Source organism: Caulobacter sp. GW821-FHT10E02 (assembly GCF_059415225.1).
This window is the reverse complement of sequence record NZ_JBWKMV010000001.1, coordinates 37,991-60,337: the sequence shown is the minus strand read 5'-3', so window position 1 is coordinate 60,337 and position 22,347 is coordinate 37,991. Positions and strand designations below refer to the sequence as shown.

Annotated in this window: 26 protein-coding genes and 1 other RNA gene; 11 read left to right on the top strand and 16 right to left on the bottom strand. The window is 67.3% G+C overall.

The window, feature by feature from the left end:
* Positions 1-292 precede the first annotated feature (292 nt).
* Positions 293-673, bottom strand: an RNA gene (gene rnpB, locus AC07NI_RS00305) — RNase P RNA component class A.
* A gap of 94 nt (positions 674-767) precedes the next feature.
* Between rnpB and AC07NI_RS00300 the strand changes: the two genes are divergently transcribed.
* Both AC07NI_RS00300 and AC07NI_RS00295 read left to right on the top strand, forming a co-directional pair.
* Positions 768-1,013 (top strand): type II toxin-antitoxin system Phd/YefM family antitoxin, encoded by a 246-nt coding sequence (locus tag AC07NI_RS00300; RefSeq protein WP_494614810.1) that lies wholly within the window; start codon positions 768-770, stop codon positions 1,011-1,013.
* A complete protein-coding gene (locus AC07NI_RS00295; RefSeq protein ID WP_494614809.1) occupies positions 1,010-1,396 on the top strand; it encodes a type II toxin-antitoxin system VapC family toxin in 387 nt (128 codons plus the stop codon). The genes AC07NI_RS00300 and AC07NI_RS00295 overlap by 4 nt, the downstream gene beginning before the upstream one ends.
* On the opposite strand, the gene AC07NI_RS00290 is transcribed toward AC07NI_RS00295, so the two are convergent.
* From AC07NI_RS00290 to AC07NI_RS00280, 3 genes are read right to left on the bottom strand one after another with little or no spacing between them, the layout of a single operon-like run.
* Entirely contained in the window at positions 1,393-1,989 is a 597-nt protein-coding gene (locus AC07NI_RS00290) for an FMN-binding negative transcriptional regulator (protein ID WP_494614808.1), read from the bottom strand. The two genes, AC07NI_RS00295 and AC07NI_RS00290, sit on opposite strands and share 4 nt — an antisense overlap.
* Complete coding sequence (locus AC07NI_RS00285) at positions 1,989-2,717, bottom strand: N-acetylmuramoyl-L-alanine amidase (protein WP_494614807.1); 729 nt, start codon at positions 2,715-2,717, stop codon at positions 1,989-1,991. Before AC07NI_RS00285 ends, AC07NI_RS00290 begins: the two co-directional genes overlap by 1 nt.
* Positions 2,714-3,607, bottom strand: a complete 894-nt coding sequence (locus AC07NI_RS00280; protein WP_494614806.1) for a DMT family transporter — start codon at positions 3,605-3,607, stop codon at positions 2,714-2,716. Before AC07NI_RS00280 ends, AC07NI_RS00285 begins: the two co-directional genes overlap by 4 nt.
* Positions 3,608-3,728: 121 nt before the next feature.
* Here AC07NI_RS00280 and AC07NI_RS00275 point away from each other — a divergent pair, with 121 nt between their 5' ends.
* Together AC07NI_RS00275 and AC07NI_RS00270 are read left to right on the top strand one after the other, a co-directional pair.
* Positions 3,729-5,219, top strand: coding sequence for a flavin-containing monooxygenase (locus AC07NI_RS00275; protein ID WP_494614805.1), 1,491 nt, complete (start codon positions 3,729-3,731; stop codon positions 5,217-5,219).
* A gap of 71 nt (positions 5,220-5,290) precedes the next feature.
* A complete protein-coding gene (locus tag AC07NI_RS00270) occupies positions 5,291-6,202 on the top strand; it encodes an oxygenase MpaB family protein (protein WP_494614804.1) in 912 nt (303 codons plus the stop codon).
* A 34-nt stretch (positions 6,203-6,236) separates the two neighbouring features.
* Here AC07NI_RS00270 and AC07NI_RS00265 read toward each other — a convergent pair whose 3' ends face one another.
* From AC07NI_RS00265 to AC07NI_RS00255, 3 genes are all read right to left on the bottom strand, one after another.
* Positions 6,237-6,560 carry a hypothetical protein gene (locus tag AC07NI_RS00265; RefSeq protein WP_494614803.1) on the bottom strand — a complete coding sequence of 108 codons (324 nt, stop codon included), beginning with the start codon at positions 6,558-6,560 and terminating at the stop codon, positions 6,237-6,239.
* Positions 6,561-6,624: 64 nt separating this feature from the next.
* Positions 6,625-7,263, bottom strand: coding sequence for a DUF3052 domain-containing protein (locus AC07NI_RS00260; RefSeq protein ID WP_494614802.1), 639 nt, complete (start codon positions 7,261-7,263; stop codon positions 6,625-6,627).
* Between the two features lie 4 nt (positions 7,264-7,267).
* The gene (locus AC07NI_RS00255) at positions 7,268-8,065 is read right to left on the bottom strand and encodes a crotonase/enoyl-CoA hydratase family protein (protein WP_494614801.1); all 798 of its coding nucleotides are present in this window, start codon (positions 8,063-8,065) and stop codon (positions 7,268-7,270) included.
* A gap of 172 nt (positions 8,066-8,237) precedes the next feature.
* Between AC07NI_RS00255 and AC07NI_RS00250 the strand changes: the two genes are divergently transcribed.
* From AC07NI_RS00250 to AC07NI_RS00240, 3 genes are all read left to right on the top strand, one after another.
* Positions 8,238-8,600 carry a response regulator gene (locus AC07NI_RS00250; protein ID WP_494614800.1) on the top strand — a complete coding sequence of 121 codons (363 nt, stop codon included), beginning with the start codon at positions 8,238-8,240 and terminating at the stop codon, positions 8,598-8,600.
* 65 nt (positions 8,601-8,665) lie between these two features.
* Positions 8,666-9,280, top strand: a complete 615-nt coding sequence (locus AC07NI_RS00245) for a pyridoxamine 5'-phosphate oxidase family protein (RefSeq protein WP_494614799.1) — start codon at positions 8,666-8,668, stop codon at positions 9,278-9,280.
* Entirely contained in the window at positions 9,277-9,888 is a 612-nt protein-coding gene (locus AC07NI_RS00240) for a hypothetical protein (RefSeq protein WP_494614798.1), read from the top strand. The genes AC07NI_RS00245 and AC07NI_RS00240 overlap by 4 nt, the downstream gene beginning before the upstream one ends.
* Here AC07NI_RS00240 and AC07NI_RS00235 read toward each other — a convergent pair.
* The 3 genes from AC07NI_RS00235 to fliX all read right to left on the bottom strand — a co-directional run bounded on the left by AC07NI_RS00235 (position 9,885) and on the right by fliX (position 12,623).
* Positions 9,885-11,423 carry a cation:proton antiporter gene (locus AC07NI_RS00235; RefSeq protein WP_494614797.1) on the bottom strand — a complete coding sequence of 513 codons (1,539 nt, stop codon included), beginning with the start codon at positions 11,421-11,423 and terminating at the stop codon, positions 9,885-9,887. The genes AC07NI_RS00240 and AC07NI_RS00235 overlap by 4 nt on opposite strands.
* A 127-nt stretch (positions 11,424-11,550) precedes the next feature.
* Positions 11,551-11,979: an RNA polymerase-binding protein DksA gene (gene dksA / locus AC07NI_RS00230; RefSeq protein WP_492837867.1), complete on the bottom strand. Its 429-nt coding sequence runs from the start codon at positions 11,977-11,979 to the stop codon at positions 11,551-11,553.
* A 212-nt stretch (positions 11,980-12,191) separates the two neighbouring features.
* Positions 12,192-12,623: a flagellar assembly regulator FliX gene (fliX, locus tag AC07NI_RS00225; RefSeq protein WP_494614796.1), complete on the bottom strand. Its 432-nt coding sequence runs from the start codon at positions 12,621-12,623 to the stop codon at positions 12,192-12,194.
* A 230-nt stretch (positions 12,624-12,853) separates the two neighbouring features.
* On the opposite strand from fliX, the gene AC07NI_RS00220 reads away from it, so the two are divergent.
* The 3 genes from AC07NI_RS00220 to AC07NI_RS00210 are packed head-to-tail and all read left to right on the top strand — an operon-like array spanning position 12,854 to position 14,799.
* On the top strand, positions 12,854-13,966 hold the full coding sequence (locus AC07NI_RS00220; protein ID WP_494614795.1) for a flagellar basal body P-ring protein FlgI: 1,113 nt from the start codon (positions 12,854-12,856) through the stop codon (positions 13,964-13,966).
* A complete protein-coding gene (locus tag AC07NI_RS00215; protein WP_494614794.1) occupies positions 13,966-14,346 on the top strand; it encodes a rod-binding protein in 381 nt (126 codons plus the stop codon). Before AC07NI_RS00220 ends, AC07NI_RS00215 begins: the two co-directional genes overlap by 1 nt.
* Positions 14,347-14,349: 3 nt before the next feature.
* Entirely contained in the window at positions 14,350-14,799 is a 450-nt protein-coding gene (locus AC07NI_RS00210; RefSeq protein WP_494614793.1) for a flagellar basal body protein, read from the top strand.
* Here the strand turns inward: AC07NI_RS00210 and AC07NI_RS00205 are convergent.
* The 5 genes from AC07NI_RS00205 to AC07NI_RS00185 all read right to left on the bottom strand — a co-directional run bounded on the left by AC07NI_RS00205 (position 14,796) and on the right by AC07NI_RS00185 (position 18,158).
* The gene (locus AC07NI_RS00205; protein ID WP_494614792.1) at positions 14,796-15,608 is read right to left on the bottom strand and encodes an APH(3')-I family aminoglycoside O-phosphotransferase; all 813 of its coding nucleotides are present in this window, start codon (positions 15,606-15,608) and stop codon (positions 14,796-14,798) included. The genes AC07NI_RS00210 and AC07NI_RS00205 overlap by 4 nt on opposite strands.
* A gap of 31 nt (positions 15,609-15,639) precedes the next feature.
* On the bottom strand, positions 15,640-16,278 hold the full coding sequence (locus AC07NI_RS00200) for a class I SAM-dependent methyltransferase (protein WP_494614791.1): 639 nt from the start codon (positions 16,276-16,278) through the stop codon (positions 15,640-15,642).
* Positions 16,275-17,864 carry an ABC-F family ATP-binding cassette domain-containing protein gene (locus AC07NI_RS00195; RefSeq protein ID WP_494614790.1) on the bottom strand — a complete coding sequence of 530 codons (1,590 nt, stop codon included), beginning with the start codon at positions 17,862-17,864 and terminating at the stop codon, positions 16,275-16,277. Before AC07NI_RS00195 ends, AC07NI_RS00200 begins: the two co-directional genes overlap by 4 nt.
* On the bottom strand, positions 17,821-17,934 hold the full coding sequence (locus tag AC07NI_RS00190) for a hypothetical protein (RefSeq protein WP_494614789.1): 114 nt from the start codon (positions 17,932-17,934) through the stop codon (positions 17,821-17,823). The genes AC07NI_RS00195 and AC07NI_RS00190 overlap by 44 nt, the downstream gene beginning before the upstream one ends.
* A gap of 62 nt (positions 17,935-17,996) precedes the next feature.
* On the bottom strand, positions 17,997-18,158 hold the full coding sequence (locus AC07NI_RS00185) for a hypothetical protein (RefSeq protein ID WP_494614788.1): 162 nt from the start codon (positions 18,156-18,158) through the stop codon (positions 17,997-17,999).
* 269 nt (positions 18,159-18,427) lie between these two features.
* Here AC07NI_RS00185 and uvrA point away from each other — a divergent pair, with 269 nt between their 5' ends.
* On the top strand, positions 18,428-21,337 hold the full coding sequence (gene uvrA / locus AC07NI_RS00180) for an excinuclease ABC subunit UvrA (protein WP_494614787.1): 2,910 nt from the start codon (positions 18,428-18,430) through the stop codon (positions 21,335-21,337).
* A gap of 58 nt (positions 21,338-21,395) precedes the next feature.
* Here the strand turns inward: uvrA and AC07NI_RS00175 are convergent, their stop codons facing one another.
* A complete protein-coding gene (locus AC07NI_RS00175; protein WP_494614786.1) occupies positions 21,396-22,310 on the bottom strand; it encodes a hypothetical protein in 915 nt (304 codons plus the stop codon).
* Positions 22,311-22,347 lie beyond the last annotated feature (37 nt).

Sequence of the window (22,347 nt, the reverse complement as noted above, 5' to 3'; positions counted from 1 at the left end):
AGCACCACCAACTCGCCCCGACGCAAATTGGGTTAACATGGGATGAATTGGGAGACAATGACACCAAGTCCCGTTTCATCGAGATTTCAAAGATGTCGCACCCCTTCTTCACTGGCCGAAACAGTTAATCCACAGAACATACACAGAACTTGTTAAGCGAACGCCTTGGCCCGTCCCAGTTCGTCCCATCGGATGTGGATTTCGGGGAGCGGCCGCTTTCCGCCATCTGGAGGAAGACTCGCGAGCGCTTGGCGCGAACGCCCTCTGTCGCCTCCCCGCCAGAGGGAGGTTGGGGACCAGATGATCTATAAGCCGGGTTCTGTTCCGCCCCTTGCGGAGCGGCGACGATCATTCCTCTAGGCCGGCCATTGCTGGACGGCTCTCGCGACCTACCCGGACCCTCTCGGCCAGTGACGGCCTATCCGACGCGAGGCCGGCGCGGGGTCCCTATTCGGTCTTGCTCCAGGCGGGGCTTGCCATGCCGTCCCTGTCGCCAGGTCCGCGGTGGGCTCTTACCCCACCCTTTCACCCTTCCCGCCCCGTAGGGAGGAGGTTTGCTTTCTGTGGCGCTATCCCTGGGATCGCTCCCGGTGGGCGTTACCCACCGCCTTGTCACCGTGGAGCCCGGACTTTCCTCGGCGTCCGAAGACGACGCGACCGCCCGACCATCTGGTCCGAGGTCTCTTTGACGCTCAGATGACGACGGGTCAATTGGCGATCGATCGGATATGGACTAAACTAACTGAACTTAGTTCACGGAGGCCGCGATGCGGACCGTCAACATCCACGAAGCCAAGACGCACCTTTCCAAGCTGGTCGAGCAGGCGGCGGACGGTGAAGGCTTCATCATCGCCAAGGCGGGCAAACCGATGGTCAAGGTGGTGCCGCTGGATGCCCCCACCCCGTCAGCCATACAGCGATTGGGCTTCATGGAGGGCGAGATCGAGGTGCCCGACGACTTCGACCGCATCGACGCCGAAGAAATCCGCAAGCTCTTCGAAGGCGAAGAATGAAGCTACTGATCGATAGTCAGCTTCTCGTCTGGTCCGCCGGATCGCCGTCCCGCATTTCAGCCAAGGGACGCGCACTGATGGACAATGGGGAGAATACCCTGGTCTTCAGCGCCGCCAGCATCTGGGAACTCGCCACTAAGGCAGCCAGACACCCCGATAGGTTCAAGGTCGATCCGCGACGGCTGCGCCGCAACCTCTTGAACAACCGCTGGGAAGAGCTCCCCATTACCAGCGAGCACGGCGCCGCCACCCAGGGCTTGCCGTCAATTCACAACGACCCTTTTGACCGCATTCTGGTCGCGCAAGCTGTTGTCGAGGACATGCTCCTGCTTACGGCTGACAGCGTACTGGCGACCTACGGGTCCCCCGTCGTCGGCGTCTAGGTTCGCATCAACTCCGCGATCGGATGGTCGCCCAGCCCCTTGGCCGCGCCCAGGCGGTCGGCGTCGTTCTTGTTCTGCGAGAGCTTGAATGTGCCATCCAGCCGCTCGACGAACAGGCGACCGCCCTGGATCCCGCGCAGCAGGGCCTCGAACTTGCCGGGCTTCATCTTGTCGCGGGTCCAGGGCTTCTTGGGGAGAAGCCGCGCCTCTTCCTGGGCCGAGAGGTCGTCGAGCAGCGCGATCAGCTCTTCGTCGTTCAGTGGCGCGACCGAGCCTTCGGCCTCGACGGACTGGTAGTTCCAGGTCGGCACCTGGTCGACGCTCTCGTACCAGTCGGGGCTGATATAGGCGTCCAGGCCCGTGGCCAGCGCCACGGCCCGGAAGCCCTGGGTCAGGTGCGGCGTCAGCACGTTGCCGCGCGACAGGTGGAAGTCGAGCGCGATCTCACCGTCCAGATCGCGGATCACCACCGGCGACTGGGCCACGAACGGCCGACCGCCGACCGACGCGGCGATCGTCACGAACGGATGCGCGGCGATGAAGTCGAGCAGGACCGCGCGGTCCTCGACGCGGAAGCGGTTGTCCGGATGCATTACTCGGCCGCCGCGCGCAGCAGGCCCACCAATCGGGCTCGGGTCTCGCCGTCGGCGATGCCGTCGAAGCGGCTCTGCAGCCAGTGGCGCTGGAAGGCGCCGACCACGGTCGCGGTCCACTCGTCGTACTTGCCGGTCGGGGCGCAATCGAAGCCCAGGCGGGTCAGGCCGGCCTGCAAGGCGAACACGCCAGTCCCCTCCTCGCCCTGGCCCAGCGGCGCGCCGGGCGAGGGAGCAGGCTCGATCCACAGGCCGTGGCCGCTCTCGGCCAGACGCTTCCACGGAAAGAGCTCGCCCGGATCGATCTTGCGGGCTGGAGCGATGTCGGAGTGGCCGAGGATGCGGCTGTCAGGGATCATCCAGCGTGAGCGCACGTCGGCCAGCAGGTTGATCACCGAGGCGATCTGCGCCTCGGGGAACGGGCGATAGCCAAACTCGTGGCCGGGATTGACGATCTCGATGCCGATCGAGGCCGAGTTGATGTCCTTGACGCCTTTCCAGAAGGCGGCGCCCGCGTGCCACGCGCGGCGCTCTTCGGGCACCAGGCGGAAGATGCGGCCATCTTCTTCCACGCAGTAGTGGGCCGAGACCTTGGCCTCGGGATCGCGCAGGCGCTCGATCGCGGCCTCGCCGGTCTCCATGCCCGTGTAGTGCAGCACGATCGTATCGGGCACCGCCTTGCGGGCGTCGAAATTGGGCGACGGGGCCTCGATAAGGTTGAGACTCATTGGGCGCGGTTCCGGATCGACATCAGCAACGGCATGACCTGATTCCGCCGAAGCGCGATGATCAGAACACCCAGCAAAGCGAGCGCCGCGCCGATCCCCATCCGCAGGTCGAAATGGTCGTGGGTGACCAGCACGCCCAGCAGGATGGTGAACAGCGGCGTCAGCAGGGTGAGCGGAGCGATCAGGTTGGCCTCGTAGCGCTGGATCAGCCCGTAATAGGCCGTATGGGCCACGACCGAAACCACCAGGGCCGAGAACACCACCGCCGCCACGAACGGCCAGCCGGCGGCGATCCCCGCCGCGACCTGGCCTGGCTCGATGAGAGCGCTCATCGCCGCCAGCGGCCAGATCGACGAGAAGCCGACCCAGGCCTGGAACTGCAAGGGCTTCACGCCCTCGACCTGCTTCATCATCACCGCGCCCAGCGAGCCGGCGAAGGCGGCCGCGACGATCAACCAGAGCCCCGGCGACAGCACGAAGCCGTGCGGGCTCCACATCACCGTCACCGCCCCGGCCAGGGTGAGCGCGATGCCCAGACCCCGCCGCCAGCGGATCTGCTCGCCCAGCATCACCATCGACAGCAGGGTCGTGAACGGCACGCCCAGCTGGATCACCACCGAGGCGGCCGACGGCGAGGCGGTCTTGAAGCCCATGAACAGCAGGGCGAAGTTCCCCGCCCCCATCAGCAGCGCCACCACCACGATCCGCCAGGTCGGCCGCGGCGCGGGCAGCAGCCAGGGCAGGGTCGCCAGCGCCACCAGCGCGAAGCGCACGGCCGCATAGAACAGCGGCGGCACGCCCCAGTGGGCGACCACGATCTTGGACATGATGTTGTTGCCCGCCCACACGAGGCAGATCAGGACCAGCAGGCCGAAGTCGCGAAGGGACATGTGCTATCCGATAGGCCGCAGTTGACGTTCGGTCAAAACGGTCGTTTGTTGGTGAACACTGTTCACATAGAGCGACGCCGGGTCAACCGGCGGGCCGGAACTGGGGCGGAAGCGGAAACGGATGACCATGGAACATGTCGACGTCCTGATCGTGGGCGCGGGGCTTTCGGGGATCGGCGCGGCCTATCACCTGAAGAAGCACTGCCCCGGCAAGACCTACGCGATCCTGGAAGGGCGCGAGGCGATCGGCGGCACCTGGGACCTGTTCCGCTATCCCGGCATCCGCTCCGACAGTGACATGTACACCCTCGGCTACAGCTTCAAGCCGTGGAAGGCCGCCAAGGCCATCGCCGACGGCCCGTCGATCCTGGGCTATGTCCGCGAGACCGCCCGCGAGCACGACGTCGACCGCCACATCCATTTCAAACACATGGTCAAGCGCGCCAGCTGGTCGAGCGAGACGGCGACCTGGACCGTCGAGGCCGAGCACGACGGCCAGCTCGTCAAGTTCACCTGCGGCTTCCTCTATATGTGCGCCGGCTACTATCGCTACTCGTCCGGCTACACGCCCGAGTTCGCGGGGACAGAGCAGTTCAAGGGCCGCATCGTCCACCCGCAGCTCTGGCCCGAAGACCTGGACTACAGCGGCAAGAAGGTCGTGGTGATCGGCAGCGGCGCCACCGCCGTGACCCTGGTGCCCGAGATGGCCAAGACCGCCAGCCATGTCGTCATGCTGCAGCGCTCGCCGACCTATGTGGTCTCGCGTCCGGCCGAGGACGGGGTGGCCAACTGGCTGCGCTCCAAGCTGCCGGCCATGACCGCCTACGGCCTGACGCGGTGGAAGAATGTCCTCTTCCAGATGCTGTTCTTCAACATGGCGCGCAAGAAGCCGGAGAAGGTCAAGGAGCGCCTGCTGGGCATGGTGCGCGAGCATCTGGGCCCGGACTACGACGTCGGCACGCACTTCACGCCCAGCTACAATCCGTGGGACCAGCGCCTGTGCCTGGTGCCGGACGCCGACCTGTTCGCCTCGATCAAGTCGGGCTCGAGCTCGGTGGTCACAGACCATATCGAGACCTTCACCGAGACCGGCATCCAGCTGAAGTCCGGCAAGGTCCTGGACGCCGACGTCGTCGTCACCGCCACCGGCCTGCAGATGCAGCTGCTGAGCGGGATGGAGGTCGTGGTCGACGGCAAGGTCGCCGATCTGTCCCAGTCGATGAGCTACAAGGGCATGATGTTCAGCGACGTGCCGAACCTGGCCTCGGCCTTCGGCTACACCAACGCCAGCTGGACGCTGAAGGCGGACCTGACCAGCGAATATGTCTGCCGCCTGATCAACCACATGACCCGCACGCGCACCGACTTCTGCATGCCGCGCGTCGACGGCGAGATGGAGGTCGCGCCGTGGCTGGACTTCTCGTCCGGCTACGTCACCCGCGCCATCGGCCAGTTCCCCAAGCAGGGCCTGCGCAAGCCGTGGAAGGTGCACCAGAACTACGCCCTGGACCTGGCCGCCCTGCGCCTGGGCAAGGTCGAGGACGGGGTCATGGAGTTCGGCCGCAAGACCGGCGTGAAGGCGCAAGCCGTGAAGGCGATGGAGGCGGCCTAGTTTCCCTATCGGATTCGATAGGTTGCGACCGGCGGCCATGACCCCGACCTTTCCTCGGGAAGGAGATCGCCATGGCCGACACCTATCTGGGCTGGAAGATCGACTACGCCCATCCGCCGGGCGAGCCCGCCTATCTGGACCCGGGCTCGATGCACTGGCGGGTCTACAAGAACCCGATCGCCCTGGCGGTCGGGGGCGTGGCCGCCGTGCTGCTGGAGTTCGCCGACGCGCGGATCCGCTCGGGCGTCTGGGACCACTCGACCTACAAGGCCGATCCGATCGGGCGCTCCAAGCGCACAGGCATCGCGGCCATGGTCGGGGTCTATGGACCGCAGGCCGCCGCGCGGCGGGTGATCCAGGGCGTCACCAACATGCACACGCGCGTGGTCGGCCAGACGCCGAAAGGCGAGGCCTACAAGGCGCTGGATGTCGGACTCTTGGACTGGGTCAGCGCCACCGCCGGCTACGGCTTCCTCAACGCCTATGACCGCTTCGTCGAGCCGCTGAGCGAGGTCGAGAAGACCCGCTTCTACGAGGAAGCCCACCCGATCGCCCGGCTCTACGGCGTGAAGTCTTCGCCCTCCTCCCAGGCCGACTTCATGGCGATGATGGACAGGCTGGCGCCGCGCTTCGAGCCGCATCCGATCGTCGAGGAGTTCCTGGCCATCATCCAGTCGGGCAAGGCCGCGCCGAACGCGCCGAAATTCCTGCACAAGGCCCTGGCGCGGGCGTCGGTGTCGCTGCTGCCGCCGATCGTGCGCCAGAAGCTGGCGCTGGGTCGTGAATACGATCTGACCGCTTTCGACCGGTTTGCCCTCAAGGCCGCCGGCAAACTGGCCGAGAAGATTCCGGTGAAGAACTCGCCGCCCAGCCAGGCCAGCGTGCGCCTGGGGTTGCCCTACGACTTCCTCTATCGGAGCCGCGCCGAGCAGAAGCGGCTCCTGGAAGCGCGAACTGGAACGCCCGTCGCCGCCTCGGCCTGAAGGACGTGATCGGGGCCCGCCTCCCCGACCTCCGTCAGTCGAAGTTGGCGACGATGGCGCCCTTCACGTAGCTGGGATTGTAGGTGTACAGGCCGCCGTTGAACATGATGGCCACATTGGAGTTGTCGGCGCGGTCGTACAGCAGGCTCAACTGGCCCTCGGCCCGCACCCGGGCGTCCTGGTGCGGCGGCAGCGTCGCCGTCGGGGACTTCGTCGACAGCGTGACGCCATAGGGGCCGATGCCGTCGTTGGTGACGGTCACCAGATAGTTGTCGCCCTGCTGGACGGTCTGGAACAGGAAGTCGCGGTTCTGGTCCCGGTCGTTCACCGTGAAGGTGCAGCTGGTCATGTCAGCCATGGTCTCTCTCCCTCAAGTGGCCTGATCGCCACGAGGGAGAGCTTCGACACTCAAAACGAGTTTATCAATCTTCCTCAACTTCTGGTACGTCGTCACTTCTGGTGACCTTCGGCGCCTTGCGCTTCACGAACCGCAACGCCGTATGGCTTTGCGAGAATGCGCACACTTTCGTGTCGACGAAGCCCAGGCCGCGCACGGCCGCCAGGATCTCGACGTCCTTCAGCGGCGCGCCCTTGCCCTTCTCGGCCACGATCCAGATCGCGCCCTTGGGACCTAGAGCGCCTTGCCAGTCCTCGAGCCGGTCGAAGTCCGCCAGATCCTCGACGCCGAGGAACAGCAGGTCGATCCCCTCCTCGGCCTCGCCCAGTTCGACGCGGGTCTCCAGCTCGGCGATGAAGGCCTCGTCCTCGACGCCGTCGACCACCACGGTCATGCCGGGCTTCACGCCCAGCTTGTCCAGGCGCGAGGGCGGGTTCTGGATGGCGTGCAGCCACTTCTCGGCCTGGCCCGGCTCCAGCGTGAAGCGGGTGCCGTCGCTCAGGACCAGGTCATCGCCCTCGGTCCGCAGGTTCTTCAGGGCGTGGCCCTGATAGATGCCGCGATAGGCCCCGCGGAAGATCAGCTTCGGCGGCTCCCACAAGAGCTTGCCCTCGCTCTCGCCGTCGGTCAGCTGACCCCAGACGCCGCTTGCTTCCTTGCCCATGATATCAGGCGCCTTTGAACGTGGGTTGGCGCTTCTCGAGGATCGCGTTGACGCCTTCCATGTGGTCTTCGGTGTGGTGGGCGATGGCCTGGGCGGCCGCGCTCATCTCCATCAGGGTGTCGTAGCTGGAAGTCTGGCCGTGCTTGAGCAGGCTCTTGGCCATGCGCAGGGCGTGCGGCGGCTGCTGGGCGATCCGGTTGGCGAGCGTCAGGGCCTCGTCCATCAGCGTCTCGGCCGGCACGGCCTTGCTGACCAGGCCCCAGTCGGCGGCCTTGGCCGCGTCGATGACGTCGCCGGTGAACAGCAGCTCCGCCGCGCGGCTCATGCCGATGGTGCGCGGCATCAGCCAGGCGCCGCCGTCGCCGGGGATCAGGCCGAGCTTCAGGAAGGTGACGCCGAACTTGGCGGTGTCGGCGGCGATGCGGATGTCGGTCATGCAGGCCACGTCGCAGCCAAGACCGATCGCCGCCCCGTTCACCGCCGCGATCGACGGGACTTCCAAGCCATAGATGGCCCGCACCACACGGTGGATGTTCTTGCGATAGCCGTCGCGCACAGCCACGCCGTTGCCGCCGAACGCGCCTTCGCGGGCCTTCATCGCCTTGACGTCGCCGCCGGCCGAGAAGGCCTTGCCCGCGCCGGTCAGGATCACGCAGCGGATGTCCTGGTCGTCATTGATCGCCTCGCAGGCGGCCGCCACCTGGTCGCCATCGCCCGGCGCGCCCAGGGCGTTCATCGCCTCGGGGCGGTTCAGGGTGAGGATGGCGACGTGGCCGCGCTTCTCGGTGAGGATGAGGGACAAGGGGCGCTCCTGCGGATTCTGATTTTTCCTTTCCATAGCCTGCTTTCCCGCGCCGTGCAGCCGAACTGGGCCATACAACCAGTGCGTTCACACCGATCACGAAAACGCGACTGGCGCGGCGCGCCGCGCCGACATTGACTGGACTCAGGGACGATCACGAAGGCTGCGGTGAATGACCGAGCACGCGAAGGCCCGACACGTGTTGATTATCGAGGATGAAATCCTCGTCGCGTTCGAGGTCGAAGCCCTCCTGGCTGAGCAGGGCTTCACGAGTTTCGATATCGCCGACAGTCCGTCGGACGCCTTGGCCTTGGCCATGGCCAATCCTCCAGATCTGATCACCGCCGATTACCGCATCGTCGGCGGCACCGGCGTCGAGGCCGTCGAGGCCATCCAGCGGCATCTGGGCCGCATCCCGGTCGTATATGTCACCGGCAACGCCGACCAGCTGAAGGGCCGCCTGACCCCCATCGTCGACAAGCCGATCTCGGCCCGCCACCTGCGCGAGGCCTGTGTCCGGGCGTCCACGTCCTGAGCCACACGCCCTGAGATTGTCCGCTGCGCCTTCCGGTCCTACAACCGGGACCACGGGAGGACGCGATGCACGAGATCACCACGCTCGAGGCCCTTGAGGCGCTGTACCAGCCCCAGCCCGTGCCCGCCTCGACCGTCAAGGTCATCGACCACATCACCCCGCACTACGCCGCCCTGATCGAGGCCTCGCCGTTCGTGGCCCTGGCCACCGTCGGCCCCGAGGGCCTGGACTGCAGCCCGCGCGGCGACCTGCCCGGCTTCGTCCGTATCGCCGATCCCAAGACGCTGATCCTGCCCGACCGGCGCGGCAACAACCGCATCGACAGCTTGCGCAACGTCGTCCGCGACCCGCGCGTGGCGCTGCTGTTCCTGATCCCCGGCTCGGGCACCACCTTCCGCGTCAACGGCCGGGCGGTGCTGAGCGTCGATCCGGAGCTGCTGAAGAGCTTTAGTGTCGACGGCAAGCCGCCGCGCACGGCGATGGTGGTCACGGTCGTCGAAGCCTACTTCCAGTGCGCCCGCGCCATCGTCCGCTCGGGCCTGTGGAAGCCGGAAAGCCACGTCGACCCGAAGTCCCTGCCGACACCCGGCGCCATGCTGGCCGCCGTCACCGCTGGCGAGGTTGGCGGCGAGACCTATGACCGCGAATGGCCAGGCCGCGCCGCGAAGACGATGTGGTGAAGCTCGCCATCCTGATCCCGATCGGTCTGGCGCTCGCCGCGATCGGCGTCGCGGCCTTCGTACTGCACGATCCGCCGGATTCTCCCGATCACATCGCCCGCGAGTGCCGCTTCATCGCGACCCTGGAAAAGCAGCGCATGGTCTGGCGCGACGAAGGCGGGCCCATTCCCTTCGAGTTTCGGCGCGCAGAGAACAGGACCAGTGGCGCCGCGCGGCCGGACCTCGAACGCTGGGGCCATGACGGCCTGCCGTGGCGGACCGTCCTGCTGCGCCACATGACGCCCAAGACGCTCACGCCGATCGACTGCGGCCGCGCCCTGGACGCAGCGGGCGCGCTCAAGATCATCAAGCACAACGAGGGTCCCTCGCGGCAGATCGACAAACTCCAGTATTCTCGGGTCACGTTCTTCCCCGGCGACCGCTTCGCGCTGGCGCGCGTGTCGTCCTGCTGGCTGGACGACAACGGCTGGGATCAGAACAGCCGCGTCCATATCTGGCGACGCGAGGGCGAGACCTGGACGATGATCACCGACAACAGCGTCCTGATGGTCTACGACCCGCCCCGCTACAAGCCGCCGATGCGCTGCTTCCAGACGCCCGTCTACTAGCTCTCCTCGATCTGGCGCTCGTCCTCGCGGCTGATCGAGACCTCCTCGAAGTCCAGCTCCTCCTGCAGGATCAGGAAGGCGTCGGCGCCGACGGCCTGGTGTTCGCGCAGTTCCTCCAGCCGCTCGCGCTGGCGACGCAGGGCCTTCAGGCCCAGGGTGCGGCGCGCCTCCAGCTCGCCGGTCTGGCTCGGGAAGGTGGTCGGCACGGCGGCGAAGCGGTAGCGCCAGTGGTCGGCGGCCAGGCCGGTCTTGCCGTCCAGCACCGTCAGCGCGACGCCGGCCATGTCGGCGCGGATGCGGACCAGTTCCTCGTCGAGGCCGTTCTCGCCGTCCAGGCCCAGCAGGTGGACCAGCGGCGACAGGGTCATGCCTTGCAGCACCAGGGTGGCCAGCACCACGGCGAAGGCGGTCAGCACGATCAGGTCGCGCTGCGGGAAGTCGTGCGGCAGGGCGAAGGCGGTGGCCAGGGTCACCAGACCCCGCATGCCGCACCAGCCGACCAGCACGCCATGGCGCAGGTTCGGGGTCGGATAGGCGTCGCCCCGCAGGGACGGGAAGATCTGCGACAGCCGGATATAGATCAGCACCCAGACCATCCGCACCACGATCAGGCAGCCCACGACGGCGGCGGCGAACACGGCGGCCTCGCGCAGCCGCTCGGGCGACATGACCGCGACGATGGTCCGCGCCTGCAGGCCCATCAGCAGGAAGGCCAGGACGTTCAGCAGGAACACCGACGAGGTCCAGACGGCGAAGCTGTGGATCCGCATCCGGGGCGGCGTCCGCAGGGCCGCGGTGCGGGCCACGGTCATGGCGAAGGCCACCAAGCACAACACCGCCGACAGTCCCAGGCGCTCGGCGATGATCCAGGCCCCGAAGCAGGTGACGAACTCGGCCATGTTGCCGCCCAGGGTGCCGGTGACGAACGGGTTCACGAAGCGCAGCACGCGGGCCAGGACGATGCCCAGGATCACCCCGCCCGGCGCGGCCAGGGTCAGCTTGACGGCCAGCGCCGTGTCGATGCCGCCCTGGGCCTGGAAGGCCAGCGCCGCCGAGAACAGCAGCAGGGCCGAGGCGTCGTTCAGCAGGCTCTCGCCCTTCAGCACCGCGACCGAGCCGCGCGGCAAACGCACGCTGGTCAGGATGGCGGTGGCGGCGGCGGCGTCCGGCGGGGCGACGATCGCGCCCAGGGCCAGGGCGGCGGCGATCGGCAGGCCGGCCATGCTCACGCCCAGCCAGGCCACTGCGCCGGCGCTCAGCACCACCGCCACGATGGCCAGGGCGAACAGCGGCCGCCACAGCTTGCGCGCGTCGCCAACCGGGAAGTCGAAGGCCGCATCGACCAGCACCGGGGCCAGGAACAGCGCCAGGGCCGTGTGCGGCTCGATCGAGATCTTCGGCAGGCCCGGGATCAGGGCGAAGCACACGCCGGCGGCGGCCAGCATGGTCGGATAAGGCACCTTCAGCCGGCGCGAGAACTGCAACAGCAGCACCGCGGCGGCCAGCAGGGCCAGCAGGCTCTCGAAAAAGCTCAAGCGTCGGGTCTCCGGCGGCGATGAACGACCTTACGCACCTGAACTCAAAACAAAAGCGGCCCTGGGCTCCCCACCCAAGGCCGCTTGAAACACAGTAGTCGCCCCAAGTTGCCTTGGAGAGCGATGCTTAGTCGTCGCGGTGGACGCGTTCGCGGCGCTCGTGGCGTTCCTGGGCCTCGACGCTCATGGTCGCCGTGGGGCGAGCATCCAGTCGAGCCAGGCCGATCGGCTCGCCCGTCTCCTCGCAATAGCCGTAGGAGCCGTCCTCGACGCGGCGCAGGGCCTGGTCGATCTTGGAGATCAGCTTCCGTTGACGATCGCGGGTACGGAGCTCAAGAGCCCGGTCGGTTTCCGAGGACGCGCGATCAGCCAGATCGGCGTGGTTCTCGGTTTCTTTCTGGAGATGGGCGACCGTTTCGCGAGATTCGCGAAGGATCTCCTCTTTCCAGGCCAGCAGCTTGTCCTTGAAATACTCAAGCTGCCGTTCATTCATGAAAGGCTCGTCCTCGGAAGGACGATAGTCAGACTTCTCTACAAGAACAGTGGCCGTTTGCATCAACGCCTCACGCCCCAATGAACTCAGCCCTTAAGGGCTGCGTGCTTATAGCAAAAGGTGAGCCGGGTTCAATGAACCTCGCGTGAGTGGCGCGTTCAGCTCGCGCGCCTCCCGCCCGAGAGCCCCGAACACGGCGACGACAGGTGTAAAACGCGCGAGAAAGCCAAGCGTGGCAGGGAAAAACCAAGTTTTCGAACCCCGCCCCGGCCATGTCAGCTACGCGCCTGAAGCTTGGCCAGCTCGACGGCGGCCCGCGTTTCGATCTCGTTGAGGATCCCCTCCAGGTTGGGATCCTCCGTATTTTCCCGCTGTTCGCGAATCGCGCGGGTCAGGCGGTCCAGGGTGTCGTGCGAGATGTCGCCGTCGATCATGCCGATATGGACGTCGCCCAGCAGGTCGAGGATGTGCTCGGCCCGGCGCACGGCCCGGCGCTTGCGCTCCAGCGGGCTGCCGACGGCCCCCATCTCCTGCAGGGCCAGCAAGGCGTCGACCGAGCCGACGCCGGACAGGCCGCCGACCGAGGCGGTGCTGGCCGCGCCGCTGGCGGCGTTCACGGACGGAAGCGAGAAGCCCGACGACCCGCCGGCCGGCTTGGCCCGCGACGCGCCGCTCGCACCTACGCCCCCCGTGCTCGAAACCTTCATCCGACAGCTCCAAAAAGCTCATGCGCGCGAGTCACTTATCCCGCAGCGTCATCAATATCCATGGTGCGCTTGAAGTATGGTTAATGCCGGGCAGATTCTGCCGTGAGGCGCCGAGCGGACCACCGCCGAATCCATAATCCCTTGAGTCACAAGGCCCTGAGCACGATCAGGAAACTGGCCCGCTTCTGGCATGGGGCGGCGCGGGGACGGTTCCCCACGACGAGATTGCCATGCCGCGTTCATTCTTTCGCACCCTGCTGACCGCCCTGGTCGCCGTTTCGGCATTCATTGCCGCCCCGGCGTTCGCCAAGTCGCGCATCAAGGACATCGTCGCCTTCGAGGGCGTCCGCGAGAACCAGCTGATCGGCTACGGCATCGTGGTCGGCCTGAACGGCACGGGTGACAGCCTGCGCAACGCGCCGATGACCAAGCAGAGCCTCGAGGCCATGCTGGAGCGCCAGGGCGTCAACGTCCGCGACGGCAATCTCAACACCAAGAACACCGCCGCCGTCATGGTCACGGCCAGCCTGCCGCCGTTCTCGGCCTCGGGCTCGAAGCTGGACGTCACCGTCTCGACCCTGGGCGACGCCAAGAGCCTTCTGGGCGGCACCCTGCTGGTCACCAGCCTGCAAGGCGCGGACGGGCAGACCTACGCCGTGGCCCAAGGCACCGTGCAGACCGGCTCGGTCTCGGCCGGCGGCGCCTCGGGCAGCTCGGTCACCAAGGGCGTGCCGACCGCGGGTCGCATCGCCGGCGGCGGCGTCATCGAGCGCGAGACCGGCTTCCAGATGGTCAATATGGACATCATGCGCCTGACCCTGCGCAATCCGGACTTCACGACCTCGCGCCGCATCGCCGACGCCATCAACGCCAAGTTCCCCGGCAGCGCCCAGGCCCAGAACCCGACCATCATCGCCACCCGCGCTCCGGCCGGCATGGACATGATCAGCTTCATCACCAACATCGAGAACCTGGAAGTCGAGCCCGACGGCCCGGCCAAGGTGGTGATCGACGAGGTGGCCGGCGTCATCGTCATGGGCGACGACGTCCGCATCAGCAAGGTGGCGATCGCCCAGGGCAACCTGACCATCTCGGTCCAGGAGAACCCCGCCGTCAGCCAGCCGGCTCCGTTCAGCCAGGGCCAGACCAAGGTCGTTCCGCAGTCGACGGTCAGCGTCGACGAGGAGAAGGGCAAGCAGCTGCTGACCCTGGGCGGCGCGCCGTCGCTCAAGGGCCTGGTCGGCGGCCTGAACGCCCTGGGCGTCACGCCCCGCGACATGATCTCCATCCTGCAGGCCGTGAAGGCCGCGGGCGCCCTGCAAGCCGACATCGAGGTGATGTGATGAGCGCCTTCTCCACCATCTCCACCCTGGTCCCGCAGTTCGGCGCGGCCACCGCCTCGATCAAGACGGCCGCCCAGGCGGTGAAGTCCGCCGCATCGACCGTTCAGGGCGCGGTCGAGGACACCGCCAAGGACGACGCCAAGCGCGCCAAGATCAAGGCGACGGCCCAGACCTTCGAGAGCTCGTTCATGTCCGTGATGATGCAGCAGATGTTCGAGGGCGTGAAAACCTCCGAACCGTTCGGCGGCGGCAACGGCGAGGAGATGTTCAAATCGGTCCTGACCGACGCGATGTCGAAGGAAGTGACCAAGTCGGGCGGCATCGGCCTGGCGGCCACCGTCCAGCGCGAAATGCTGAAGATGCAAGGTCTGAAGGAGTAACCCATGGCCATCGCCGCCATCGACGCCGACGATCGCGTCCACCAGCTGACCCTGCTGACCGAGCGCCTGACCGACCTGATCGCCAAGGAAGCCACGGCCTTCGAGACCCACCGCCCGCACGAGGCGGCGCAGTACGTTGAAGAGACGGCCAAGCTCGCCAATGTCTACCGGCACGAGTCGCTGCGGGTCCGCCACAACCCCACCCTGGTCGAGGCCGCCCGCCCCGAGCTGCGCCAGCGCCTGATGCGCGCCACCGAGGCTTTCGACGCCGTCCTGGCCCGTCAGGCCCGCGCCGTGAACGCCGCCAAGACGGTCACCGAGGGCCTGGTCCACGCCGTCGCCCAGGAAATCGCCAGCCAGCGCGCCGCCCCGGCCACCACCTACGGCTCCGGCGGCATGGTCACCGACCGCCCGCAGCACGGCTCGGCGATCACCCTGAACCGCAAGGCCTAGAAGAACTCGTCCAGCATGAGGTGGAAGCGCAGCTTCCGCGCGTCGAGTTGATCGACGCCGTAGCTCTTCAGGAACCGCGCCTGGAGCGAGACGCCGAACTCGCCCAGGCCGTTCCAGGCGATGGCCAGGTCCTGATAGCGATCGGCCAGGCCCACGCGGCCGACATCGATGCAGCCGACCACCGCGCCGTCGCACAGGATCAGGTTGTCGAGCGAATAGTCGCCGTGGGTCACGACCGTGTCGGCCGCCAGCGGCAGCCGCGCGGTCATCTCGTCCCACACCGCCCTGGCAGTCATCCCAACTCGCTCGTCGTCGAAGTCATCGGCGTCGACCAGGCCCGCCTCCAAGCGCGCCTGCGCCTTGGCCAACCGGAAGCGGTGGTCGCTGGTGAACGGGCAGTCCTCGACCGGGATGGCGTGCAGGCGCTTCAGGTGCAGCGCCAGGGCGTCGACGATCGCGCCTTGGCCTTCGGCGTCCGCCGCCTCCAGCAATTGGTAGGCGGTCTGGCCGGGGATCGCTTCCATCAGCAGCCAGGCCTCGTCCGGCGTCGCGACGAAATGAGATACCGCCGGAACGGGCAGACGCCCCGCCAGCCAGCGCAACCGGACCATCTCGTCCGTCACGTCCTCGGCGACCGGTCCGCGTCCGTGCTTGAGATAGAGGTCCGGCGCGCCGGCGCGGCCGAACAGGCGATAGACCGCGCCACCGGACTCGCCGACCGTGTCACGCGCCCAGTCATAGCCAGCCAGCATCTCGGCCAGGGGCGTCTCGATGGCGACGCAGGGTTCTTCTCGATCAGTGTTCGACATGGGTGGGATGTGGTGAGGCTCTGCGGAAGCGCTACCGCACGAACGCGAACACCGCCGCCGCCCGTGTCGCGCCGCCGGGATCGCCATAGTCGGAGACCGGATACTCGGCCACGACCTGCAACCGCTCCATCGGCAGATAGGCCCGGAAGGGATCTCCGATCAGCACCGTGATCCCGGCGGCGACGCAGCGTTCCAGATGGGCGGTGACCCGCGCCGCCAGGTTAGGGTCGTAAAAGAGATCGCCCACCAGCATCAGATCGACCTGAGGCGGATCGCCTATCGTCAGGTCGCCGAGGATCGCCTCGACCGTCACGCCGTTGGCCGCGGCGTTCAGGCGCGTTGCGGCGACCGCGTAGGGATCGACGTCGGCAGCTTTTACCTCGCGCGCCCCGGCCAGGGCGGCGGCGATGGCCACCAGGCCCGAGCCCGCGCCGAGGTCCAGCGCGCGCCGGCCACGCACGACCTCGGAATGGTCGAGGACATGCCGCGCCAGGGCCAGCCCGCCGCCCCACGTCCGCGACCAATAGGGCGAGCCGAAATCCGGATCGGCCTCGGCCAGCCGCATCAGGCCGCTGCGGGGCCCCGCGCGATGCAGGCGGATCTCCGGGACGCCCGGGACAGGCTCTAGCGGCAGGCGCTCGCGGATGAAGGCGTCGAGGTCGGGGGTCATGGCTTTGCGCCCAAGCTTATCGTTCGTTCGACGCCGATCGCCTCCAGGAAATCGGCGTCGTGGCTGACCACCAGCAGCGCCCCGTCATAACCCGACAGCGCCGCCTCGACGGCCTCGATCGAGGCCAGGTCCAGATGGTTGGTCGGTTCGTCCAGGATCAGCAGTTGCGGCGGCGCGGCCGCGCTCAGCACGCAGGCCAGGGCCGCCCTCAGGCGCTCGCCACCGCTGAGGGTTCCGGCCACCTGGTGGGCGGCGGTGTTGCGGAACAGGAACCGCGCCAGGGCCGCGTGGGCGTCGTTCTGGCTGGCGGCGGGGTTCAGGCGGCGGAAGTTCTCCAGGATGGTCTCGTCGTCGTGCAGCAGCGCCGCCCGCTGGTCGAGCAAGGCGACGGGCACGGAGAGCTTCACCTCGCCGGCGGTCGGCGCGAGGTCACCGGTCACCAGCCGGATCAGGGTCGTCTTGCCCGTCCCGTTCGGTCCGGACACCGCCACGCGCTCGGGCCCGGCGATCCGGAACGACAGGCCCTCGATCACGCGCGTCCCGCCCGGCCAGGCGAAGGCGACATCGTCGAAGCTCAGCACCGTCCGCCCCTCCGGCAGGCCCGACGACGGCAGGTCGAAGCCCAGGGTCCGGGCGCGCTCGACGCGGGCCTCGGCCGAGACCTTGGCCTGCGCCGCCTCGGCCGCCAGCTTGTCGGCGAGCTTGCCTTCGCGCGCGCCGCTCATCTCGGCCCGCTCGGCCATCATGCCCAGGATGATCTTCGGCTCGCTGCCCTTGGCGGCGAACTTGCGGCCGGCGGCGTCGCGACGCTCCTTGCGCTCGCGGGCGACCTGGGCCTCGCGGGCGACGCGGCGGACCTCCTTCTCGGCGTGGTCGAGGTCGCGCTGGGCGGCGTCGGCCTCAGCGGCCTTGCGCTCGGCATAGAGGTCCCAGCCGCCGCCGTAGGACCGTGCGCCCAAGGACGACAGCTCGACGATCCGGTCCATGCCGCGCAGCAAGGACCGGTCGTGGCTGACAACCACCGCCCCGCCGCGCCAGCGGGTCAGCACCTTGCCGACGATGCCGCGCGCTTCGGCGTCGAGATTGTTGGTCGGCTCGTCCAGCAACAGCACGTCGGGCCGCGCGATCAACAGCCGCGCCAGCCCCGCCCGCGTCGCCTGGCCACCCGACAGCGCCGCCGCCGGCCGCTCGGGGTCGAGGCCCGCCAGGCCGACGTCGGCCAGGGCCTGGTCCAGCCGCGCCGGCAGGTCCCAGTCCGCTTCGGAAAGGTCGATCTCGTCGCCCTCCCCACGCTCGATGCGCGACAGGCGATCCCAGGCGTCGCCGACGCCCAGCAGGTAGGCCAGCCGCGCGCCCGGCGAGACGTCCGGCGTCTGGTCGAGGGTCGCGACGGTTCCGGCCCGCGCGACCGTCCCAGCCAGCGGCGGACGCGCGCCAGCGATCAGCGCCAGCAAGGTCGACTTGCCCGCGCCGTTGCGCCCGACCAGGCCGATCCGCTCGGCCCCGATCGCGAGGTTCAGATTTTCGAAGAGCAGCCGGCCATCAGGCGTGGCGGCGGAAACGGCATCCAGAGTGACGAAGGACATGCGAACCCACGGTCAGGGAAACGGGAAGGACGAAGCGGTCTTCCGTCTGGCTGATCATGAGGGCCTCCATCGATTGGGAGCGGGGTTTCTACGCGTCCGCGCCTTGGGCGGCAAGCGTGAGCAGAGTGGTCGCTAGGTCGGCGCCATCGCGTGCAGGACCCACACCAGCGAGCCGACGCCGCCGCAGAACACCATCATGTCGATGATGATCGAACGTGGCTTGGGCGCCCTCAGGGCGTCGAACGCCTCCTGCTTGGCGTCCAGCTTGGCGTTCCCGGCCTCTTTCTTGGCCATGGCTCGTTCCTTCATAAGGTCGAGCTTCGGCTCGAACTTCGCCGTTACATCATGCGTGGACTGAAGAACCCGCTTCCAAACAGGGTTTAGGGAAGGTTGCGCTGGCTACGGCCTTCGCGCCGCATGCTGCTGACATCAAATGTCAGCAGAAACGCCCTCTCGCGGGCGCGACATTTGTTCACACCTTGTTCTTGTGTTAATTGGCGCGCCGAGCCCTACATATAGCCGCTGCGCTGCGACCAATGTCGCGGCCCAACGTTCCGGAAAACATGGCTGAGCAACTGAACTTCATCCGCGTTCGCGGCGCCCGTGAGCACAATCTGAAGAACGTCAGCGTCGACATCCCGCGTGGCGAGCTGGTCGTCCTGACCGGCCTGTCGGGCTCGGGCAAGTCGTCCCTGGCCTTCGATACGATCTATGCCGAGGGCCAGCGCCGCTACGTGGAGAGCCTGTCGGCCTATGCCCGTCAGTTCCTGGAGCTGATGAGCAAGCCCGACGTCGACCTGATCGAGGGCCTGTCGCCCGCGATCTCGATCGAGCAGAAGACGACGTCGCGCAACCCGCGCTCGACCGTCGGCACGGTGACCGAGATCCACGACTACATGCGCCTGCTGTGGGCGCGGGTCGGGGTTCCGTATTCGCCCGCCACCGGCCTGCCGATCGAGAGCCAGACCATCAGCCAGATGGTCGACAAGATCACCGCCCTGCCGGAAGGCACGCGTCTCTACCTGCTGGCCCCCGTCGTTCGCGACCGCAAGGGCGAGTACAAGAAGGAGATCGCCGAGTGGCAGAAGGCCGGCTTTCAGCGGCTGAAGATCGACGGCGAGTACTATCCGATCGAGGACGCCCCGGCGCTCGACAAGAAGTTCAAGCACGATATCGACGTGGTCGTGGACCGCGTGGTGACCAAGCCCGACATGGAGCAGCGCCTGGCTGACTCCATCGAGCAGGCCCTGCGCCTGGCCGATGGCCTGGCCGTCGCTGAGTTCGCCAATATCGAAGAAGGCGAGAAGGAGCCGCGCCGGATCCTGTTCTCGGAACGCTTCGCCTGCCCGGTCAGCGGCTTCACGATCGCCGAGATCGAGCCGCGCCTGTTCTCGTTCAACAACCCGGCGGGCGCCTGCCCGGTCTGCGACGGCCTGGGCGCCAAGCTCGCCTTCGACGCCGACCTGGTGATCCCCGACAAGGACAAGAGCCTGCACAAGGGCGCCGTCGCCCCGTGGGCGAAGGGTCCCTCGCCGCTCTACACCCAGACCCTGCAGGCCCTGGCGCGCCACTACGGCTTCTCGATGGACGAGGCCTGGTACAAGCTGTCGCCCGACGCCCGCGACGTGGTGCTGAACGGGTCCAAGGGGACCAAGATCAAGTTCATCTACGACGACAACGCGCGCAAGTACGAGGTCGAGAAGCCCTTCGAGGGCGTGCTGCCGAACCTGGAGCGTCGCTGGCGTGAGACGGACTCCTCGTGGGTCCGCGAAGAACTCGGCCGCTACCAGTCCGACACCCCGTGCGAGACCTGCCACGGCAAGCGCCTGAAGCCCGAAGCCCTGGCCGTCAAGATCGACGCCATGGACATCGCCGAAGTCTCGATGCTGGCCATCCGGCCTGCGCGCGACTGGTTCGCGAGCCTGGAAGGCAAGCTGACCGACAAGCAGATGGAGATCGCCCGGCGGATCCTGAAGGAGATCAATGATCGCCTGCGGTTCCTGGTCGATGTCGGCCTGGACTACCTCAACCTCTCGCGCGGCTCGGGCACCCTGTCGGGCGGCGAGAGCCAGCGCATCCGCCTGGCCAGCCAGATCGGCTCGGGTCTGACCGGCGTGCTGTACGTGCTGGACGAGCCGTCGATCGGCCTGCACCAGCGCGATAACACCCGGCTGCTGACCTCGCTGCAGGGCCTGCGGGACCTGGGCAATTCGGTGCTGGTCGTCGAGCACGACGAGGAGGCCATCCTCACCGCCGACTACGTGATCGACATGGGCCCGGCCGCCGGCGTCCACGGCGGCGAGATCGTCGCCGAGGGCAAGCCGGCCGAGATCATGGCCAACCCCAACAGCGTCACCGGCCAGTACCTGACCGGCGTGCGCGAGATCGCGGTGCCCGAAGAGCGTCGCCCGATCAACAAGAAGAAGATGCTGAAGGTCATCGGGGCCACCGGCAACAATCTGAAGGGCGTCACGGGCGAGATCCCCGTCGGCACCTTCACTTGCATCACCGGCGTGTCGGGCGGCGGCAAGTCGACCTTCACGATCGAGACCCTGTACAAGGCCGCCGCGCGCCGCCTGAACAACGCTTCGGACGCCCCCGCCTCGCACGAGCGGATCGAGGGCCTGGAGAACTTCGACAAGGTCATCGACATCGACCAGTCGCCGATCGGCCGCACCCCGCGCTCGAACCCGGCGACCTATACCGGCGCCTTCGGTCCGATCCGCGACTGGTTCGCCGGCCTGCCCGAGAGCAAGGCGCGCGGCTACGGCCCGGGTCGCTTCAGCTTCAACGTCAAGGGCGGCCGCTGCGAGGCCTGTCAGGGCGACGGCGTCATCAAGATCGAGATGCACTTCCTGCCGGACGTCTACGTCACCTGCGATATCTGCAAGGGCAAGCGCTACAACCGCGAGACCCTGGACGTGCTGTTCAAGGGCAAGACGATTGCCGACGTCCTGGACATGACCGTCGAGGAGGCCGCCGACTTCTTCAAGGCCGTGCCGCCGATCCGCGACAAGATGGAGACCCTCAAGCGCGTGGGCCTCAGCTACATCAAGGTCGGCCAGCAGGCCACGACCCTGTCGGGCGGCGAGGCCCAGCGGGTGAAGCTGTCGAAGGAGCTCAGCAAGCGCGCCACCGGCCGCACGCTGTACATCCTGGACGAACCGACCACCGGCCTGCACTTCGAGGACACCAAGAAGCTTCTCGAAGTGCTGCACGAGCTGGTCGACCAGGGCAACACCGTGGTCGTCATCGAGCATAACCTGGACGTCGTGAAGACCGCCGACTGGCTGCTGGACTTCGGTCCCGAAGGCGGCGACGGCGGCGGCGAGATCGTCGCCGTGGGCTCGCCCCAGGACGTGGCCAAGGTCGAGGCCAGCTGGACTGGCCGCTACCTCAAGGAACTGCTGGATCGCCACGAAGACCGCCGCAAGGCGCGGGTGGCCGAGCTGAAGAAGGCCAAGCGGGCCTAGGCGGCGCGGCCCCCAGAAAGACGAAGGCCCCGGAGAGCGATCTCCGGGGCCTTTCTCTTTACCAGCCGCCGGTGGTCTCGGCGCCGGCGGACGATTGATCCTGCAAGGTGCGATAGATGGTCGGCGCGGGCGAGAAGATGATCAGGGTGGTCAGCACCGACAGCAGCCCCGAGAACAGTGTCTGGGCGATCCCCATCGGCGTGAGGAAGACCGCCAGCGAGCTGCTGTCGGCGTGCATCAGCCGCCCCGCCACCGTGATGTCGCCGGAGATGAGCGTGGCGACCGCCGAGATGATCGTGAACACCAGCAGCACAACGACCACGCACATGATCACCGCCAGGAAGTAGGCGCCCAGCAACGGCCAGAACAGGCCTTTGGTCAGCGGCATGGACCGCAGGAAGACGATCTTGCCGCTGTCGAACGTGGCCGGCGAGGCCAGCGACAGCCGGATGGCCAGGTAGATGACCCCGCCGATCGTGCCGAAGAACATCGCCAGCGCCAGGAGCGCGCCCGTCGCGTCCTTCATGTTGCTGAAGAACTCCACCAAGGCGCTTCCGATCGTGAAGACGCCGAAGAGCGTGAGGTTGTAGAGCGCCCAGACCCCCGCCTGGCGCAGCTCGTCGGCGCCAAGCCGCAGCCTAACCAGACCGCCCTGGTAGGGGCGCAGGATGAGGCGGTTGACGGCGGCGAAGGCGACGGAATTCACCAGCAGCAGGTACGGCAACGAGAACAGGGTGAAGGGGCCCATCTTGGCGAAGGCAGCCGCCACTTCATCCGGATTCGGATCGTCGCCGGCGCTCTGCATGTAGGCCGAGAACGCGTTCAGATCCTTGCCGAAGAAGTGGATCATCACGACGCTGGAGACGATCGACAGCACGGTCATGACCACCGCCCAGATGGCGACGGTCTTCAGGTTCTCCCGCACGAGCCGGAAACCGGAGAAGGCCGCGTCGGAGGCGGAGAACTTGGACATATCGTGCTCTTCGGAAAAGGTGCGCCGCGAAGCTAAA

Coding starts and splice junctions, on each gene's coding strand:
- AC07NI_RS00245 (WP_494614799.1), top strand. CDS start 8,666: ATGCACGAGATCACCACGCTCGAGGCCCTTGAGGCGCTGTACCAGCCC.
- AC07NI_RS00220 (WP_494614795.1), top strand. CDS start 12,854: ATGCCGCGTTCATTCTTTCGCACCCTGCTGACCGCCCTGGTCGCCGTT.
- dksA (WP_492837867.1), bottom strand. CDS start 11,979: ATGCAAACGGCCACTGTTCTTGTAGAGAAGTCTGACTATCGTCCTTCC.
- AC07NI_RS00175 (WP_494614786.1), bottom strand. CDS start 22,310: ATGTCCAAGTTCTCCGCCTCCGACGCGGCCTTCTCCGGTTTCCGGCTC.
- AC07NI_RS00200 (WP_494614791.1), bottom strand. CDS start 16,278: ATGACCCCCGACCTCGACGCCTTCATCCGCGAGCGCCTGCCGCTAGAG.
- AC07NI_RS00185 (WP_494614788.1), bottom strand. CDS start 18,158: ATGGCCAAGAAAGAGGCCGGGAACGCCAAGCTGGACGCCAAGCAGGAG.
- AC07NI_RS00300 (WP_494614810.1), top strand. CDS start 768: ATGCGGACCGTCAACATCCACGAAGCCAAGACGCACCTTTCCAAGCTG.
- AC07NI_RS00260 (WP_494614802.1), bottom strand. CDS start 7,263: ATGGGCAAGGAAGCAAGCGGCGTCTGGGGTCAGCTGACCGACGGCGAG.
- uvrA (WP_494614787.1), top strand. CDS start 18,428: ATGGCTGAGCAACTGAACTTCATCCGCGTTCGCGGCGCCCGTGAGCAC.
- AC07NI_RS00280 (WP_494614806.1), bottom strand. CDS start 3,607: ATGTCCCTTCGCGACTTCGGCCTGCTGGTCCTGATCTGCCTCGTGTGG.
- AC07NI_RS00275 (WP_494614805.1), top strand. CDS start 3,729: ATGACCATGGAACATGTCGACGTCCTGATCGTGGGCGCGGGGCTTTCG.
- AC07NI_RS00205 (WP_494614792.1), bottom strand. CDS start 15,608: ATGTCGAACACTGATCGAGAAGAACCCTGCGTCGCCATCGAGACGCCC.
- AC07NI_RS00295 (WP_494614809.1), top strand. CDS start 1,010: ATGAAGCTACTGATCGATAGTCAGCTTCTCGTCTGGTCCGCCGGATCG.
- AC07NI_RS00265 (WP_494614803.1), bottom strand. CDS start 6,560: ATGGCTGACATGACCAGCTGCACCTTCACGGTGAACGACCGGGACCAG.
- AC07NI_RS00290 (WP_494614808.1), bottom strand. CDS start 1,989: ATGCATCCGGACAACCGCTTCCGCGTCGAGGACCGCGCGGTCCTGCTC.
- AC07NI_RS00285 (WP_494614807.1), bottom strand. CDS start 2,717: ATGAGTCTCAACCTTATCGAGGCCCCGTCGCCCAATTTCGACGCCCGC.
- AC07NI_RS00270 (WP_494614804.1), top strand. CDS start 5,291: ATGGCCGACACCTATCTGGGCTGGAAGATCGACTACGCCCATCCGCCG.
- AC07NI_RS00215 (WP_494614794.1), top strand. CDS start 13,966: ATGAGCGCCTTCTCCACCATCTCCACCCTGGTCCCGCAGTTCGGCGCG.
- AC07NI_RS00210 (WP_494614793.1), top strand. CDS start 14,350: ATGGCCATCGCCGCCATCGACGCCGACGATCGCGTCCACCAGCTGACC.
- AC07NI_RS00195 (WP_494614790.1), bottom strand. CDS start 17,864: ATGTCCTTCGTCACTCTGGATGCCGTTTCCGCCGCCACGCCTGATGGC.
- AC07NI_RS00190 (WP_494614789.1), bottom strand. CDS start 17,934: ATGGAGGCCCTCATGATCAGCCAGACGGAAGACCGCTTCGTCCTTCCC.
- AC07NI_RS00250 (WP_494614800.1), top strand. CDS start 8,238: ATGACCGAGCACGCGAAGGCCCGACACGTGTTGATTATCGAGGATGAA.
- fliX (WP_494614796.1), bottom strand. CDS start 12,623: ATGAAGGTTTCGAGCACGGGGGGCGTAGGTGCGAGCGGCGCGTCGCGG.